This is a genomic window from Segatella copri, assembly GCF_002224675.1.
In the GTDB taxonomy this organism is placed as follows: domain Bacteria; phylum Bacteroidota; class Bacteroidia; order Bacteroidales; family Bacteroidaceae; genus Prevotella; species Prevotella copri_U.
In genome coordinates, this window is record NZ_NMPZ01000017.1 from 1 (window position 1) to 17573 (window position 17573).

At 43.5% G+C, this 17573-nt stretch carries 10 protein-coding genes and 1 rRNA gene; 1 reads left to right on the forward strand and 10 read right to left on the reverse strand.

Annotated features, from left to right (window positions below; translation table 11 throughout):
• Positions 1–154 (reverse strand): 16S ribosomal RNA (locus CFT61_RS10725); the annotation flags it as partial.
• A 1261-nt stretch (positions 155–1415) separates the two neighbouring features.
• On the opposite strand from CFT61_RS10725, the gene CFT61_RS10730 reads away from it, so the two are divergent.
• Positions 1416–2174: a Bax inhibitor-1/YccA family protein gene (locus tag CFT61_RS10730; RefSeq protein WP_233546962.1), complete on the forward strand. Its 759-nt coding sequence runs from the start codon at positions 1416–1418 to the stop codon at positions 2172–2174.
• Positions 2175–2265: 91 nt separating this feature from the next.
• On the opposite strand, the gene CFT61_RS10735 is transcribed toward CFT61_RS10730, so the two are convergent.
• The 9 genes from CFT61_RS10735 to CFT61_RS10775 all read right to left on the reverse strand — a co-directional run bounded on the left by CFT61_RS10735 (position 2266) and on the right by CFT61_RS10775 (position 17521).
• Positions 2266–4101: a tetratricopeptide repeat protein gene (locus CFT61_RS10735; RefSeq protein ID WP_142990614.1), complete on the reverse strand. Its 1836-nt coding sequence runs from the start codon at positions 4099–4101 to the stop codon at positions 2266–2268.
• 14 nt (positions 4102–4115) lie between these two features.
• Complete coding sequence (locus tag CFT61_RS10740) at positions 4116–4778, reverse strand: hypothetical protein (RefSeq protein WP_089544430.1); 663 nt, start codon at positions 4776–4778, stop codon at positions 4116–4118.
• A 13-nt stretch (positions 4779–4791) separates the two neighbouring features.
• The gene (locus CFT61_RS10745; protein ID WP_089544431.1) at positions 4792–6042 is read right to left on the reverse strand and encodes an SPFH domain-containing protein; all 1251 of its coding nucleotides are present in this window, start codon (positions 6040–6042) and stop codon (positions 4792–4794) included.
• A gap of 147 nt (positions 6043–6189) precedes the next feature.
• On the reverse strand, positions 6190–7494 hold the full coding sequence (locus CFT61_RS10750; RefSeq protein WP_176425578.1) for a leucine-rich repeat domain-containing protein: 1305 nt from the start codon (positions 7492–7494) through the stop codon (positions 6190–6192).
• 149 nt (positions 7495–7643) lie between these two features.
• The gene (locus CFT61_RS10755) at positions 7644–8693 is read right to left on the reverse strand and encodes a helix-turn-helix transcriptional regulator (protein ID WP_089544433.1); all 1050 of its coding nucleotides are present in this window, start codon (positions 8691–8693) and stop codon (positions 7644–7646) included.
• Positions 8690–12322, reverse strand: a complete 3633-nt coding sequence (locus CFT61_RS10760; RefSeq protein ID WP_089544434.1) for a GH92 family glycosyl hydrolase — start codon at positions 12320–12322, stop codon at positions 8690–8692. Before CFT61_RS10760 ends, CFT61_RS10755 begins: the two co-directional genes overlap by 4 nt.
• A 29-nt stretch (positions 12323–12351) precedes the next feature.
• Positions 12352–15087 (reverse strand): GH92 family glycosyl hydrolase, encoded by a 2736-nt coding sequence (locus CFT61_RS10765; RefSeq protein ID WP_254918945.1) that lies wholly within the window; start codon positions 15085–15087, stop codon positions 12352–12354.
• A gap of 55 nt (positions 15088–15142) precedes the next feature.
• Complete coding sequence (locus CFT61_RS10770) at positions 15143–15802, reverse strand: DUF4468 domain-containing protein (protein WP_089544435.1); 660 nt, start codon at positions 15800–15802, stop codon at positions 15143–15145.
• A 99-nt stretch (positions 15803–15901) separates the two neighbouring features.
• Positions 15902–17521, reverse strand: a complete 1620-nt coding sequence (locus CFT61_RS10775; RefSeq protein WP_089544436.1) for a RagB/SusD family nutrient uptake outer membrane protein — start codon at positions 17519–17521, stop codon at positions 15902–15904.
• Between the last annotated feature and the right edge of the window lie 52 nt (positions 17522–17573).

Here is a 17573-nt window from a genome sequence, read left to right on the forward strand (position 1 = left end):
TCCCCAAGTGATGGGCAGGTTGGATACGCGTTACTCACCCGTGCGCCGGTCGACGCCTAGAAAAAGCAAGCTTTCTCTATCGTTTCCCCTCGACTTGCATGTGTTAAGCCTGTAGCTAGCGTTCATCCTGAGCCAGGATCAAACTCTCCATTGTAAAATATCATTTTTACTTTGCTAAACCCGAAAGTATAGCGAAGTGTTTGTTGTCTGTACTTAGGACGAATATCCTTTTCGTTTATTGAAGCTTAGTAAACCTGACTTGTCAATTACTTGACGGTTCGTTTCTTTTACCCAGTCAACTTTCTTATTTCTAAGAAGTTAACCGCTTCTTGTACTACTTGTCTGTTTATGTAAAATCTTTCAAAGAACTCTTTCTTTAGTTGCTTAGAGTAATACTTGATTTCTCAAAAGCGAGTGCAAAAGTACTAACTATTTTCCATTCCACCAAATTTTTCGAGAAGAAAGTTGCATTTTCCCTCCAAATTTAACACTCATAAACACTTTTCCTGCTTTAAATCCGTTTTTCTCCTAATTATATATATACGCGCGAAAGAACGTTTGTGTTCGGACACACATAAAAGAAGATGCATTCCGGGCTTTTCTACCAAATGAATAGAGAACTACTTTCAAAAATACTCTTCACTCTTCACCAAACAGGCTGACCCCCCGATAAACACAGGGATTGTAGGCGGTGAAGAGTGGTGGTGCACTCTTCACCACTCTTCACCACTCTTCATCCAAACCATTTTAGAGAAAAAGAATATCAGGCAGGCAAAGGTTCCGTCATCTATGATGACCAAGCCTTAGCATAAATGATGACCAGACCCTGACATAAATGATGACCAGACCTAGGAAGAAAAAATAGCGGAGCCTTACGATAAGTGAAGAGCGGTGAAGAGCGGTGAAGAGTGGTGAAGAGTGGCGGTGCACTCTTCACCTCCCACACCCCTAGTGTTTATCGGGGTTTCAGCCTGTTTGGTGAAGAGTGAAGAGTAAAAGCGAGAGTAGTATTTTTACGAGCAAATCGCCCCATGATTACTGGGCGAGAGGAGTGGTCGAATCGAAATGACAGTCCTGGGGAATCCTTTCTCCCGACGTATCGTTTCTTGCCTGGCAATGGCACAAAGTTGCCCTTGCAAGGGGCAATATCTTGCCATAACCAGGCAATAAATGAAAGAAGCCTACTTTCAACCTGCCAGAACCATCATGACGACCTCTCACTGACGTCTTGACACATCGTAAGTAACCATAGTATCTACGCATTGATACGTAAAATAACGGAATAAATGTTAATAATGAGCAGATATAATGGCAGATTCAATAAATGGCATTATCTTTGCATCCGTTATATTGTGGCATAATCAGCTTTGCCATCAAGAAACAATAAAAGATCAACTAAATTAGAAATTAGAATTATGACAGAAAAAGAAATGTACAATCTGATAAATAGTCAGAACGGACAGTCAAGCAACGGCTTCGCTGTCAACGAGAAAGAGCGTGGATTAAGCGGTGTATTCTCCGCACTGATGCGCAAGGTTTATACTTGGATGACATTGGCACTCGTCATTACCGGTGTTACTGCTTACGGCGTTGCCAGCAGTCCTACCCTGTTGATGACTCTGATGACAAGCCGCGGTTTGCTCTTCGGTCTTATCATTGCAGAACTCGCTTTGGTATTCATCATCACCGGAGCCTTGAACCGCCTGTCGCTGAGTACCGCCACTCTGCTCTTCATCATCTACTCGGTACTGAATGGAGCGATGCTATCTTCGGTATTTGCAGTATATACAATGACCAGCATTGCCAAAGTCTTCTTCATCACCGCCGGCACATTCGGAGCGATGGCCTTCTACGGATACACCACCAAGAAGGATCTCACCTCTCTCGGCAAGATTCTCTTTATGGCGCTGATTGGTCTGATTATTGCCACCGTAGTTAATATGTTCCTGAAGAGTTCCGGATTTGAATACATCTTGAGCTATGCGGGTGTAGCCATCTTCGTGGGTCTGACAGCCTGGGACAGCCAGAAGATCAAGATGATGCTCCAGACTCAGTACGATATGAGCGAGGGTGCTCAGAAGCTGGCTCTCATCGGAGCCTTGACTTTGTATCTCGACTTCATCAACCTCTTCCTCTACCTGCTCCGCATCTTCGGAGGAAGCAACAAGGACTAAAAGAACAAATATGTAAAAGAACCTGTTCAGATTGTTTCTGACAGATTCTTTTACTATATATAAATTGATAGATTATCTTAGAACTCCATCTTTATGCACCTTGTTTGTTATAACGTCCGTGCATATCAATCAGAGACGTATAGAAATCGGCACAATTGGTTGTACGAGTTCTACTATATGTCAAAACATTCTGACTATCATACGACTGATACTGGAACAAACAAGGCAATCCCGAACTATCTGTAACAATAGGTGCCAAGTTAACGCCAGTATTGGAAACGATAGAAATTTGTCCATCCTCTTTCTTAAACATAGCTATCAGACTATACAAAAGATCGTCACGTCGCAACATTGGGATTTCATCCTCTAAAGTATCCCAAACACCATGCATATAGAGCACGCGATCGGGCATTGCTATCGCCACATTAATTCTCATTTTTCTCAAAATAGTTTGTGGTTCGCCAGGAGACGATAATCTAGCATCAAAGAAACCATTAAAGAAATATACCTTACCTTTGGTGACATCTCTCTCTGAAATATGAGCTTGACGCAATGCATTTGAAACAAAATCACCTTGATTAACCAACCCTGCATTAGGTCCTGCAAACAACTGGCAGAACTTCATATATTCCGCAACAGTAGGCCTTTGCAAGAAACAAGTTAACCTCTCCTGATAATCGGCCATTGTTCGAACATTTCTTCGCTCTGTATATCTTCTAGAAAGGATGGTCTCTCGGAAACTCAAGAATGTTCTACTAATCCATATCAACGGTCCAAAAAAGAACAGAGCAATAGTTGCCAGAAAACGCCACCCACTTGCTATTCCATTAACTTCCCATTGTTTTACTTCCGCTGGCAAAGAAGCGATTTCCTCCTCAGTAGGTTCATGCCATACATTCACTCTACCATCCGAAGCATCATAGAAATATCCCACAACAATATGGTTCTCCTTATATTTCTCTACAGTATCACCTGGAGTAAATCTATCTACTTTCGCTCCATCAAGCCATCCAGTAAAGGAAAGAATAATAACAGACACAAACCATACTGCAAAACCAACTGCAAAGCTTTTCAAGCAGACCCAACAAGGCTCCACAAAAGTATCTTTTTTCTCCAAACAAGGTTCTTCCGGTTTACTGATGCCCAAGAAGAAATTTTTTCTCTCCGATGGATTCATTAATTTTGCGACACCATCATCAGTTATGACCTCGTCATCATGTCCTTTTGGATAAGTACATACATTGGCATAACAACACATACTTTGCTTAAGAATATCATCACTAGAATGAGATTCCCCGTCTTTGCCTCGCAACTGACTGACAAACTCCAAATTGCGTTCATCAGTAATCAGGACATGCTGCTCGATTTCGTAAAGTTCATCCTCCTCCTGAACAGTTTGCTTGGCTTGCAACAACAATTGCTCTGGTTCTTTTTTATCGGCAGGGATTGCCTTTCCCTTACCCTTAAATGCACCTTGAAGGAGAAGCAGCTCTAAAATAAGATATTTTCTTTTAGGTAAAATCTTTATAGCAGTCTGCAACCACATTTCTATACGTTCAGCCTCAAGATCGGACAAAAGCACAGGTGAACGATGAGCAAAAAGAGACAATGCATAATAATAATAAACATCAGGATCATTCGGAGTCAAATCGACTGCCGTCTTAAAATTAAGACTTGCCAACTCATAGTTTTGTAAAGATAAATAAACCAAGCCTTTTCCGAACAATGAGTTCACATCACGAGGGTTACTCTTAGGATCAGTCTCAAAAGCCGTTCTCAGATTCTCCGCTTGACTTGCAGAAAATAACAAAGGATTAACCACTTCTGGAACAAACTGATGTTCCGCTCCACATTTAGGACACTTAGCAATGCCTACAGGCAATGGACTTGTGCAGACTTTACATCTTTGGATTTTTAACTGTGCCATATCTTATCTATCGTTTAGTTTATGTTAAGTAATCTATTTGCCTTTGAAAGCAAACGAGTTCGTTCGTTCACCACCTCAGAAGGTATTATAGATTCTGCTTCACGTATTAACTTCTTCCACTCTCTTTCACTGTCGGAAGTCATATGTTGCTCTGCCATTTCTGTCAGTTCTTTCACCAACATTCTAACATCGTTGGTATTCTCTTCTAATTGAATTTGTTGCACATTGTATTCCACGTCATGTCGTCCTACTATACTTGCAACAACCACCCAAATCACTGTTAGAGCCAATATTCCAAAAAGATAAAGACGAATCGACATTTCTGGAAATATTGCTATTATTTCAGGAAGATCAAAATGAATACAGAGAATTTGACGCCCCAGCTCAGTACCACACAAAAAGAAATAAATCATCCATAAAAACGCAGCACCAATATAATACAAGGTACTAATACCTAGGAAGACTTTAAAATAAGGAGTCTGCTTCGTTATATTCTTTATTTCTGCATGCCCCTTTTGAAGCCATACGAAGAACAAGGCTTCCAAGAAGAAAGTATAGAGCATATTAATCCAATAAAACGCTGTAGGGGAATCTGGCATCAAAAGCAGGAATCCCAACAGTGTAACCCCAAATGCGAGCAAAGGAGTTAACCATGAATAAAACGGATTTTCTTTCATTTTTAAACTTATTTTACGGGTGAACAACAGGAGGTACAGGAGGAACAGGTGGTGGAGCTTGGGTGGCAGACGTAAACAACACCGCCAATTCTGGCAAAGTAGCAGCTGCCACCCATGACGGAAGCCCTGCCTTCCATACCAACGTTTGTTGAGTTAAAAGATTTTGCGATACCAATTGCTGCAAAATAGGCAAGTCATAAGGACCAGCTTGTTGCTGATTGAGACAAACATATATTTGCATGGACTGGGGTGGTGGAGGTGGAGCCTGAACTCCAGACATAGCACTATGTGCAACAGTTCCTATTTGACTTCCAAAGACATTACCAATGCCAACACCCATTCCGAGTCCCATGCTTGCTCCCATTATATTGCCTGCTGTTCCCTCATTACCAGCAGCAGTTTCCATTACATCCAACTGTCGCTCCTGCTGATAAGAGTATCCTTCACGTTGGCGTTTTCTAGCCAATGCACGGCTTTCCAAATCCATTGAACCTGCCTCAGACTGAGCTTGAAGAATCTGTTGATAGTTGGAATCATCTTCATGCGGATTTATTCCCTCCACATCGAACTTCGTAAGCTCCAAGCCATACTCCTCAAAATACTCATTAATATGCTTACGGGCATAATCAGAAATATCAAGGAGATAATTATTGACTTCTGTAACGCCAACTCTTTTCTGACTAAAATATTGACTAATAACAGAAGTTACTCTTTGAGAGACCGCTGAAGAGAATTCATCTGCAAAATCTTCCAAATATACATCATGCTCTGTTCCTACATATTCTCTAATAAAAGCGATAGCGTTAGTAATTCGAAATTCATAACTACCAAAAGCACCAACTTTGATTGTCAATCCTTCATCACACAAAGAATAATCACGAATGGTAAGACCGACACCCCATCCAGCATCATCACCTGCAAAGCGATGTCTTATAGTACTTACAACATACAAAGAGGTTTTAAACGCAGTCTCCCCACCAAATGGAATATTTACTATTTTTTCCAAAAAAGGAATATTATTAGTAGAGAGGGTATGACCACCTGGCTTCAATAAGTCGGAGTACATTCCTTCCGACATAAAAACCATCTGTTGTCCCTCTTGAACTGTAACCTTGGCATGAGTAGATAAATTGTCGTAAGGATGTCTGTGAACTAGGCATCCTTTCTCTAGATTTATAAAGACATTATCAATGAAACCTTTTCGCTCATCACCTTGTCCTTCATAAGTGTTACCTTTAGAACGTAGATTTTTAAATAGATTCATAAATATAATATTTAGATTGAATAAACTTTATTATCAATAAGTTTTGGTTGCAAAGTAACTACAAATTATCTTACAACAATGTTCAAGTCGCAAAAAACAAGAAGCATTAACGTAAAAAAGTAGCCAACCTTTTTTATTTAATTTCGATTAGCGTTGACGCAACAAAACTTTCTTCACTTTACCATCAGCATACTTGTTAATACAAACACCCTGACGAGGAGCAACGATTCGTTTGCCATCCAATGTATAAGTGCTTACCGGTTGTTTCTCATCCAATATCAGTACACTAGCAATGCCAGTACTCTCGTCATCGGCATCCTCCACAATAGCCTTGAAATCTTTCCAATAATAAGCAGCAGCATAAGCAGCCTTGCAACCTTTTTTCACATGAAGTACAGTCTTCTTATAATTGAACGAATTTTGGAAAAACATCGTATTGAGACTCTGGGGCATCTCACTATAGACATACATATCACTCAATGTTTTCATTCCCCGAAGCGTGTACCACGTAAGAACCGCCTTACTTGGGATATAGAGTCGTTCCAAAGATTCACAGCCACTAAGCATATAATCGCTCAAATTCCCCGTCACACTTTCAGGAATTCTTAATTCCTTAAGGGCTTTTAGACCAGCAAATGCTCCCGTCATACCATTTGATTTGATAGAAGTAACCGTAGAAGGGATGACTATATACTCTAATTTTTCAGCTCCAGAAAGCATCGGAGTAATTACCGTAATAGCTTCAGGAAAAGTAAAACTTTTAAGACCTGTTCCCTTGAAAGCGAAGTCTCCTATTTCAGAAACACCAGAAGGCACATCAAACTGTTCCAAAGATTCGCAACCACGCAACATTCCTTTAGGAATCGCCATAAGATCCGCAGGAAGGGTAATGGAAATAAGGGAAGCACAATCTGCCAAAGCATAACTTTCTATGACTTGCACGGACGAAGGAAGCATCAGATTCTCTAAACTTGCACATCCACTGAACATATATGAGCCTATGGTATTATTGGCTGAATACAACGGAGCTTTCGTCTGATCCATAGGACTTCCTGTCAGAATAGTTCCATAAGCATCACCACCCTCGACGATGCTAGCTTCACTCAAATCCAATATTTTCAAGTTTGATTCCGCGGTTTCCGAAGAACTAACAAAATCTTCTTTAACAGAAAGATTATAACTACCTAGATTGTCTTCTTTCCCCATCATTTCTCGCAGACATTTCACATCCGTTCCGTTGATGGGTCCCTTAATTTTTAGATTAGTTATTAAGGGGCGCTGATCATCCGGCAACATATCATAGAGTGTACCTGCTTCTTTCAAATCTACAACCAACTGCGTGGTTAGCAAATTTGCCTGAGCATACGCTACTATAACAAGCATAAGAGCTACAAATAGAGTTAAGATTTTCTTCATACGTTCGTTTATATTATTAAAGGTTTTCAATATCATTATCATTTCTGATATTGCAAAGGTAGCGTTTTTGTCGATAAATCAGGATTCAAAGGGTAAAAATGCTAAACCATAGCGTAAAAAAAATGACGTGTCATTCCGTAAAACGACACGTCAAATCATACAATCAGCTCATTATCAATCCATTTTCACTCCTCCTTTTTGGGAAGGTGAACACTGCGGAAAGCATTAGGAGTACAATGATGGCTACCCTCAAAGACCCTTCGGAAAGTGGAGAGCGAATTGAAACCCGATTTCTCAGCTACCTCAACCAAGGAGTGTTGAGTGGTCAGCAAGAGCTCTTCGGCATGTTTGATTCTGAGATTATTCACATAATCATAGAATGTCAATCCATTTTCCTTATTGAAAAATCTACTGAGATAAGTACGGTTCGTTCCCACAAGCCGTGCCACATCCGACAACTTAAGACGTGGATTGAGGAACAGCTTTTCTTCGACAAACAATTTGTTGATAATCGCAGATATGTCTCCCTCCAATACCGGTTTACCTGTATCTCCATCACTTTGTGTTGCATCAGGCTCCTGCAACTCATCTAACACAGACTCATGCCTATACAGAAAGTAAGAGACTACCATCCACGCAACCAACGAACAGAGCATATAAGCATTGTCGAAATCTACATCAAACATATAGCAGCTCGCCGTCCAAACTATGAGAATGATGAAGAAGCAAGTGAGAATGCCCCTGAGCCAATGGAGATTGACATTTTCCTGATAAGAGAAACGCTCCTTGAGCTGGCGCTGATAACGAGCAATATAGAAGAACATCAGCACATAAGTGACGGTTCCATAAACGGCACCGCAACCAGCAAGAACATCAAACCAACAAACCTTGCGAGTGAAAGCATACACGACTAGAGGCAATATAAAGATTGCCTCATGCAAAATGCCTTTGCCCCAAGTAAGCCATCCTGGCTTCACCAACTCCATCAAGACGAACATGTAGAAAGGTATGATGACCATATCTATAGCATTCATCAGATACCAAATAGTCGATTGCGCACCAATGCCATCCACAAACAGCAACAAGTCCTTCAGGCATTCCATATCCAAGATAGCCATCAGACAAGTGATTAATCTAGAAAGCTTTTCCTTGTTCTTTCGATAGAACATCCAAACCATCATCGAATAGAACATCACGCACAATCCATAAATAAAGAAAGTAATATGCTCTGTCATTTTTTCATCTGAAACTTAAGTTTACCACCATTCAAAATATCCTTATGCGACAGTTTGTAACCCCAAAACGGTTTATCGTTCAAGCTCATCTTTTGGATATAGAAAGCATCCTTCGACACTCCATCCGCAGAAAGAATGAACTTCCTGCCGTTTTCCAGATTCAGAGTCACCTTGTCAAAGCTTGGAGTACCTATATAATAATAAGGTGTACCCGGACATACAGGATAGAATCCGATAGACGAGAACACATACCACGCCGACATCTGTCCTGCATCATCATTTCCCGACAATCCGCCCGGCGTATCATTATACTCGGTCTGGAGAATATGATGCACCCGCTCCTGCGTTTTCTCAGGAGCCCCGGCAGCATCGTAAAGATAGGCTACCTGATGACAAGGTTCATTACCATGCCAATACCATCCGTTATCAAACATCTTGTCCAGTCGGGCTATCACCTTCTCGTTGCGAATAGGAGTTTCGCCCTTCTTCTCCATCTTTCTTTCCGCCTTTTCTATCTGTTTTTCCTGCTTATCCATCGGTTTGCTGTTTCTGATAACCTCAAACAGCCCTTCCGGATTCTGCGGAACATACCAGGTATAATGACAGGTAGCACCCTCGGTGATGTAACTCTTGCGGTGCACCAGGTCTTCATTATTCTCCCACTTTCCGTTCTCGTATCTGCCATCCGCCCATCCCGTAGCAGGATTGATGACATTGCGCCAGTTCTCGGAACGGCGCATCAGATCGTTGTAATCCTCCAGATACTTCTGTCGCAGAGTAGCATCCTGACAGGAATCATGCAGAGCCTTCGCCATCTGTGCCACGGCATAATCATCATAGGCATATTCCAGGGTACGGGAAGTCTGCTCGTTGGTATGAAAGGCTTCCTCCACCATATCCTCCAACGGAATATAGCCATTATCCATATACGATTTGATGGCACGGCGGCCCTTTCCATCCCGATAATCCTTCGCCAGATAAGGAGTAGAGAAAGCATTGAGCCGCATTCCCTCGTAAGCCTTGGCTGCATCAAAATTGCGAATGCCCTTGACATACGCATCGGCAAGAGCCGCACCCGAATGATCGCCAATCATCGCTGCCGAATAACTGTTCCAGCATGGGAAGATAGGCATCCAGCCACCCTCCTTGTACATCTGAACCAGAGACTGCATCATCTCGCCCGACATCTTCGGAGTGATGAGACTATAGAGCGGCAACTCTGCACGATAGATGTCCCACATGGAGAAATCGCCATACTTGCGGAGATAAGAATAGGCAGGAACGGCATAACCCTTGGAACTCAGGGTAGCATTGCCCATCTTCACGGTACCTGTAGAAAACTCCGGATAATCGCCATTCACATCACTCATTTCATGAGGGAGGAAGGATGCACGGTAGAGAGCACCATAAAACTGGTTGACCTTGCCAGCATCCTTGCTTTCCACATCAATGGTATGAAGTCGGTCACACCAGATTCCGGCAGCATACTCCATCATACTGTTGAAGTCCAATCCACCATACATATAGTTTTCTGCATTGAGATTCTCCACTGCATTGTCGCGGGATGTAAAGGATGTACCCGACATCCACTCCATCGCCTTACCCGATCTGCCACGGAAGGTGAGCCAGGCGCCAATGCGTAGTTTGCCCTGCACCTTCAAACCTCTTACCATCTTCCTATCGCCCTCGAAAACACCGTAATCCACCAGGTCCTTCTCATCGTAAGCCAAGACGAAATGTCCGGAGAAACCAGCCGGTTTTCCCCATCCCTGATAGATGCGATGCACCGGATTATAACCATAGACAATATGATTGATGGTATCAATCTCGATGTATCCCTGTCCTTCATCGCTGTTCGGATTGATGACAAGATGAACCAGCTCATCCTGCTCCGGAGTAACACGGAGAAAGGAGGTATGACTCAAGGCTGTCATCTCTACCTTCAGATGTTCATCCTTCAGGCGGACAGCATAGTAGTGAGGATGAGAGACTTCATCTTCATGACTGAATGCCGTAGCTCTCTGTTCTGGCTGAAGGCGGAGCTTTCCACCAAGCGCTGCCACCGTGAAAGAGCCATAATCCTGCGTACATCCGCCCACCAGCCAGTGGCTGCAGCGGAAGCCCTGCAGATGGGTATCCTTATAATAATAAGGTGCGATACATTTCTGCTCTGTATCCTGCGTCTGAGGAGTCCAGAAGTTCTGACCATTCGGAACGAGAACTGCAGGGATGGTTTGTCCATGTTCCTCACTACCCTTTCCGAACATGCCCGCAGTCTGGGTATTTGCCTGTGCCGTACCCACCATCGTATTGATGGCATTGAGCTGGCGGATATGTTCCAGGCGATGAATCCGCTCATGCATTTCCTGCTTCCAGGCATTCCAGGAATAGTAATGCGTACCATAGATCACCTGACCTACGGGAGAAAGCATGACATCCCGCTCATTGAGCATGAACTTCACCAGCACGCTATCCTTCGCATTCTTATAGAATATCATCTGGAGATTGGCAGCCATCGGAACCACGCGATCCATCTTTTCCATTTCATCTCCCAAAACCACCAGACCAGCCTCTTCACGTGCTCCTGCCGGAGGAACATTTACATCGAAGAGAAGAGACAAGAGACGATAAAGGGCTGTATCATGACCAAAGCGAAGTGTAGCCGATGACTTAACAGAACGCAAAGCCCGATCTGCCTCAGCCTCGATATTCTGCCATAAGGAGATTGCACTACGGGCAGGAATATCCTCATTCGTAGCAACGGTACCATTGTTGATGGACATCCGAAGGTTATTGGCTTCATAAATGGCACGGAACTCATCATCGGTGAAAAGTGCATTCAAGCCATCTTCTATATCCTGCGGATAAGAAGAGAAATCTAAGCCTACATCCTGAATGGAAGAAGCCACCGTATGCATCTCGGTCATCAGCTTCAGGGGTTCATCCACCTTAGAGACATCCTTAAACAACTGAAGAAGGAAACGGCGAGGTGAAACCTGAGCCTGCACATGGGTACGGTTCTCCAAATCCTTCACTTCGGGAGAGACATACGCTATCCAAGCCATATCGGCAGAATCGGTCTTGACATCCAGATTCAAGCCTGACTGGAGGGTATGCAACTCCGAAGTAAAAGCCTGCATACTCTTGGCGCATCGATCCACCACACTGGAACGAGCCTTTACCGCATTGCCCGCAGCAAAGATCTGCGGATAACGCTCAAACATACGATGAGCGATGCCCTGATGCTGAAGAGCACCCAGCTTGCTCAGTCTGCCACCGTTACCTCTGGCATTTTCCCATACACGCTGCAACATTCCCTTCACCTGCAAACCCAGTGGAGTGAGATTACTCTCATCTTCAAAATGCTTGCAGATCCAGACATACCGGTCATCCTTCGGCATCCAACGGGAACCATGGCGACCGTAATGGCTGATATAAAAGGGTGCATATCCCTGAGGAACATTCAGAGAATCAGACATCACATAAGTAGCCGTACCAAAAGTTCCAGTCTTGGCAGAAGGGCCTTCCGGATAAGCATAATAGACTCCACCCATCTGTTGGCGGGTCTGAGCTTGCATAGATAGCACGCAAGCCAAAGAGATATATAATAATGTTACTTTTCTATTCATATAATATATGAAACGGAGAATACTCCCATTTATTGTTTTTCCAACCTCCAATCAATACCTAAAGGATTTCCATCCATACGCAGCACCCAAGGGAGACCGAGGTTCACTGCAATCTGCATCACAGTTCCATCCTGTTCAGCCTTGACGGTGATTCTCTTTTCGTCTGCTGATATTTTCCGCCATAAAATCCCATTATAAACAAAGGATCCGTTTGCCAGAAGCTGACGCAGTGCCTTTCGGGAGATAAACAGGAAGGTGCCGTCACGCATACCCTTGTTGGAACCCATATCGCACACATAGAGATTCCTGCCTTTCTGCGGACTATCCCAACAGAAACCATCAGCCTCATCCACCACCTTGCGAGGAATCAGATAGAGAGATTGATTACATTTCAGTATAAGCGTATCAGCCATACTCGTTGAATCTATTCCTACCTCCCAGTTACGATACTGTCGGTTGAGGATGAAGCGAGCCACATACTGCGTTGGAATAGTTATCAAATACTTATCCACAGGCTGTGCAAAAACTGTGGATTTCTCTTTTTCTTTCATTATCAGCAGTTTCTGCGTTTTATCAACACCCTTTTCCTCAGTTTTAAAATCAGGAAGAACAAGTTTTCCACCATTTATCAACACATCGTGAGTTATGAACATCTGCTTCCATCGCTCTCCTTCTCTCACCACCTTCAAGTCCTTACCATTTGATAGATGGATGGTGTATTCAGGAATCATGGGCGAACCTACGATATAGAGATTCTGACCGGCTATCGGATAGAATCCCAGCATATTGAAAACGAGCCAGGATGACATCGCACCCCCATCATCATTACCCGGCAAACCGCCAGGAGAATCATCATAGTTATCGTTCACAATCTGCTGGATTCGCTGAACGCTCAAGTCAGGGCGCCCCACCCAATGATACAGGTAAGGAGTCATGAAGCTCGGTTCATTCGCCACATTGAAATGGCCATTGGCGAAGAAGGTATCGAGTCGTTTGATGAAAGCATCCTTGCCACCACAAGCCTCAATCAGTCCAGGCACATCGTGTGGAATACTGAGACTATATTCTGCCGACAAAGCCTCGTAGAAGAAGGTTGACCACCATGGAAGATACCAGGGCGCCACCTTGGTATCCGGATGATAAGGAATCACAGGATGATAGACCTTCGACTTGCCCCAAGGCACAGAGTCGAGCCATCTGCCATCCACACCTCTCGGCATGATAAATCCCTTCATCCCCTGCCATTCATAATCAGAACGCCAGAGGTTGCGCCAGTTATGCGAACGCTTCATATACTTATCATAGAATTCCGGATAACCCAGTCCTTTTGCCACCTGGGCGATGCACCAGTCATCATAGCTATACTCCACGGTACGATTGCCGGCACGGTCTATTCCATACGGAATATAGCCCAGCGTGTTATATTCCATCAATCCACCTCTACCATGCTTTTCCTCAGGCACGCTGCCCACAAAGCCATCATCATCCGTTGGTGGCACTTCGGCATCCTTGATCATCGCCTTCAGCGCCAGTTCATAATCGATACCCTTCATTCCTTTCGCAAAGGCATCGGCTATGACTATATCCGCATTGCTGCCTCCCTGCGTTCTGCCGTTCCAGTTGCCACTTCTAGCATCAGGCATATAACCGTCATGCTTGTAGATATTGAGCAGGGAATTGACCATATCACGCTGCTGCGGTTCCTCTATCAGCGTAAGCAAAGGCATGGAAGTACGATAAGTATCCCAGATGGCATAGTAATCATCATAATAAGGCGTAGCGGAGAAATGAGGGTTTTCACCCGACTTATCCACAGGCATCAGCATCGTATGATAAAGGGCTGTATAAAACATCCGCTTCTGCTTTTCGGTGCCTGAGATTTCTATCTTCCCCAACTTTCCGTTCCAGGTTTTCCACACATTCTTCAACTGGGCATCGAAGCCGCAGGCAGGGATATTCCGCCTTGCCTGGGCAATACTGATATGCGAAATACCAATCTTCAGATTGACGGTACTTTTCGAGAAGGCAACATCCAATCTTGTCTTTGAATCCTTCACCTTATTATATAGAGGCGCTTCGCAATTAGATAAAGGCACATCGCTATTAGATAAAGGCGTATCGCAATTAGATAAAGGCACATCACTCTGCAAATAGAAATATACAGTATAAGGGCCGCCATTGTTCCAGCCACCCCTTACAGTACTCCATCCTGAGACGGCATATTTCCCATCACAAGTAACATACGAATCCACATACTGCTGAGTTTCGCGCTTATCTGGAATCGTGTCTATACCTAGGAAGGTAGCCACATCTATCAGGAGTTTTCCCTTCTGTTTCCTGCCATAATCCAATCGATAGAAGGCACAACGTTCTGAAGCGGTAATCTCCGTTCGGATTCCATTTTCAAAAGTACAGGCATAATATCCCAAGGCTATCTTCTCATCCACACGTTTCTGGATGATTTCCCCAGCATCCAAGAAAGGCAGAATCAGGATATTGCCATACTTCTGTCCACCCCCGGTCCCGCTGACGTGCATCTGCGAGAATCCCTTGACAGGCTCAGGCATCGGCGCCCATCCCGCATTCGGCATAGACACGGCATCCGGTCCCGGCTTCGCCATACCGTATGGCATACAAGGTCCGGGGAAAGTTCTACCCAATCCCTCACTTCCGATACGCGGATCTACGTATCGGGAATAATCTTGCGCCATTGTCATCAAGAAGCCAAAGGCAAAAAATATAACTAAGAATACGCTTCTCTTCATACGTTTTAATTAATAATTGCGCCAAAATCTTCAATTTCACCACATTTTGGCGCAGCTATAACGCCATTTGAATGCGATTCATCAAGACCTCCACATATCCATGACTCATCACCAATGCCTTGCTGGAAGTTTTCTTGGTTCCATCTTTCTTCGCAAAAGGGAAACAAACATTCAGCGACCATGTTTCGTTCACAGTATATGGGGGATGCTTGTCGAAATCCTCATCCAGCATGGCACTCCAAATACCATCATCAACTTTCGTCACCTCATAATTTGGAACGACAATCGTCAGTTTGACCTGTTCATCTTTGATGTCGCAACGCACAAGAGGGCGAATATTGACACAATAAGAGGAACAACCACCCGAGTGATAAGCAATGCCAGGCAAATAACCCTTTGCCATGATAACCCCCAATTCCTTGTCTGCCATCTCTATCGATGAACTAGCATTGCTAAAGGTTTTCAGAAACCAATAATTCAAATCGACAAAGAGTTCATTTTTACTCTTGCCTCGCACCGAGATGGTTTTCTCAAACGTCAAAGCATTGTCCTTGTCCAACGTATCTTTTTCGCCAAGATAAAGCGCAACGTCTTTCCATCTTTTTCCATATTGATTAATCACGTAGGTCTCGACCTCTTTACGGCTCAATGTTTGAGCATCTACAGCTAGCAAGCCTGCCAACCACAGTAATAACAACAATAGATTTCTTCTCATAATCAAACAGTTTTATCAAAATGAAACAAACTTCATCTAACAATTAGAAAAAAGGGAGTGGCAGAATCCACCACTCCCCCTTTATCATCATTCAACCAATTAATATCCAGGATTCTGCTCCCAACCATTCAAATTGATTGTATTTTGTGGCACAGGGAAGATGCGATGACGCTTGTCGAAGTTTGCATCTGGGAAATCCTTGTAATGAGGGAAGAACTCATCCTCATAATGACCGAAACGAATCATATCATTACGACGCCAGTTCTCATCAAAGAATTCACGACCACGCTCATCATAGATTTCCTGCAAGGTAGGTTCGTTAGCTATCGTTGGAGCACCTGCGTATGAACGAATCTGATTGAAGAGAGCTTTTGCACCACTACTACCCTGACGAGTAAGAGCCTCAGCCTTCATAAGAAGTATGTCGGCATAACGGAAAATCGGCAAGTCATTAGACTGGTTACGACCATTATTATAGTCGGCTGGAGTAGTAAACCATTTGATGGAGTGACAACCCTGCTGATAAGCATTAGCGTCATTGCCAACCTCGATGGTGTTATCTTTCTTAGCAAGAGTGATGTTTTCTGTAAAATGTACCTGGTTGCCTTTATACATAAAAGGTTCAGTTGTAGGACGTAAAGTCTTTGGGTCACGAACATAGACATCACCACGAAGAATGCTGAGATTACGAATATCCCCATCCAGAGAGAACAATTTGGCAAACTCAGGAGTGACTACCATGTTACCACCAAACGACTGAGTAAACTTATCTGCTGAACCATAGACATTTGGCAACAAATTTTTCATATCCTTGAATGTACGAGGACGAGCATACTGCATACCCTGACGATTGATGGCATCATATGGTATTGCATATATGAAGTCTTCCACCTTCCAGCCATTGTCGTATGAGAACTTATGAAGATAGTCAACAGAACCCAAATTGAACTTACCACTATTGATAATATCATCGCAAGCAGCAATACAAGCATCCAACTTTGGATTTGCAGCAGTTGCTGCATCATATTGGTCAACCGACTCCGCCGTATAAACAGGCCAGTTGATATATAGCTTGGCAAGAAGAGCCTCAGCCATCCATTTAGTAGGCTTGCCGTATGTATTTTCAGTAACATCATCCGTCAATGCAGGGATAATGTCATTAAGCTCACTCTCAATCCACTCGGCAACTTCCTTACGTGAAGAACGAGGTACCACAGAACCTTCAGACTGAACTTTATCCAAAATAGGCGTATCACCATAATTATCCATCAAAATCCAGGTGTAATAAGCACGTATGGCACGAGCTGGTGCTTTCATCTGGGCAGAAGCTCCACTACCCAATTCCTCCAAGATGGTATTCGCCTTTGTAATACCAGCCGTCACATCATCATACCAACCGATAGATGCATCATTAGGAGAACTACAATGAAGTGCTTGGTGAGCATAGGTACCACTGTCATAATAACCGCCAGCAAAAGCGAGTGAAGTAAACTCATCGGAAGCCAAGCATTGTGCCTCCATATAACGGCGGCCCAATGTTCCTGCAAGATGGTAATATACATCTGCCATCTTTGCCTCCACAACAATCATAGGATCAACTCCTGAGTTTTGACTAGGATCTTCAGTATATTGCGAGTTTGGACTCATGTCCAAGTCCGTACAGCCGGTAAGTGCCATGGCAAACAATCCAGCTGAAATAAACAATCTATTTAGTTTCATATTCTGTAATCTGATTAAATGTTATTACTTTAGGTCGATATACTATGGCGCA

Bases quoted from the DNA above. Each gene is read 5' to 3' on its own strand.
- CFT61_RS10730 (WP_233546962.1), top strand. From the start codon at position 1,416: ATGACAGAAAAAGAAATGTACAATCTGATAAATAGTCAGAACGGACAG.
- CFT61_RS10735 (WP_142990614.1), bottom strand. From the start codon at position 4,101: ATGGCACAGTTAAAAATCCAAAGATGTAAAGTCTGCACAAGTCCATTG.
- CFT61_RS10740 (WP_089544430.1), bottom strand. From the start codon at position 4,778: ATGAAAGAAAATCCGTTTTATTCATGGTTAACTCCTTTGCTCGCATTT.
- CFT61_RS10745 (WP_089544431.1), bottom strand. From the start codon at position 6,042: ATGAATCTATTTAAAAATCTACGTTCTAAAGGTAACACTTATGAAGGA.
- CFT61_RS10750 (WP_176425578.1), bottom strand. From the start codon at position 7,494: ATGATATTGAAAACCTTTAATAATATAAACGAACGTATGAAGAAAATC.
- CFT61_RS10755 (WP_089544433.1), bottom strand. From the start codon at position 8,693: ATGACAGAGCATATTACTTTCTTTATTTATGGATTGTGCGTGATGTTC.
- CFT61_RS10760 (WP_089544434.1), bottom strand. From the start codon at position 12,322: ATGAATAGAAAAGTAACATTATTATATATCTCTTTGGCTTGCGTGCTA.
- CFT61_RS10765 (WP_254918945.1), bottom strand. From the start codon at position 15,087: ATGAAGAGAAGCGTATTCTTAGTTATATTTTTTGCCTTTGGCTTCTTG.
- CFT61_RS10770 (WP_089544435.1), bottom strand. From the start codon at position 15,802: ATGAGAAGAAATCTATTGTTGTTATTACTGTGGTTGGCAGGCTTGCTA.
- CFT61_RS10775 (WP_089544436.1), bottom strand. From the start codon at position 17,521: ATGAAACTAAATAGATTGTTTATTTCAGCTGGATTGTTTGCCATGGCA.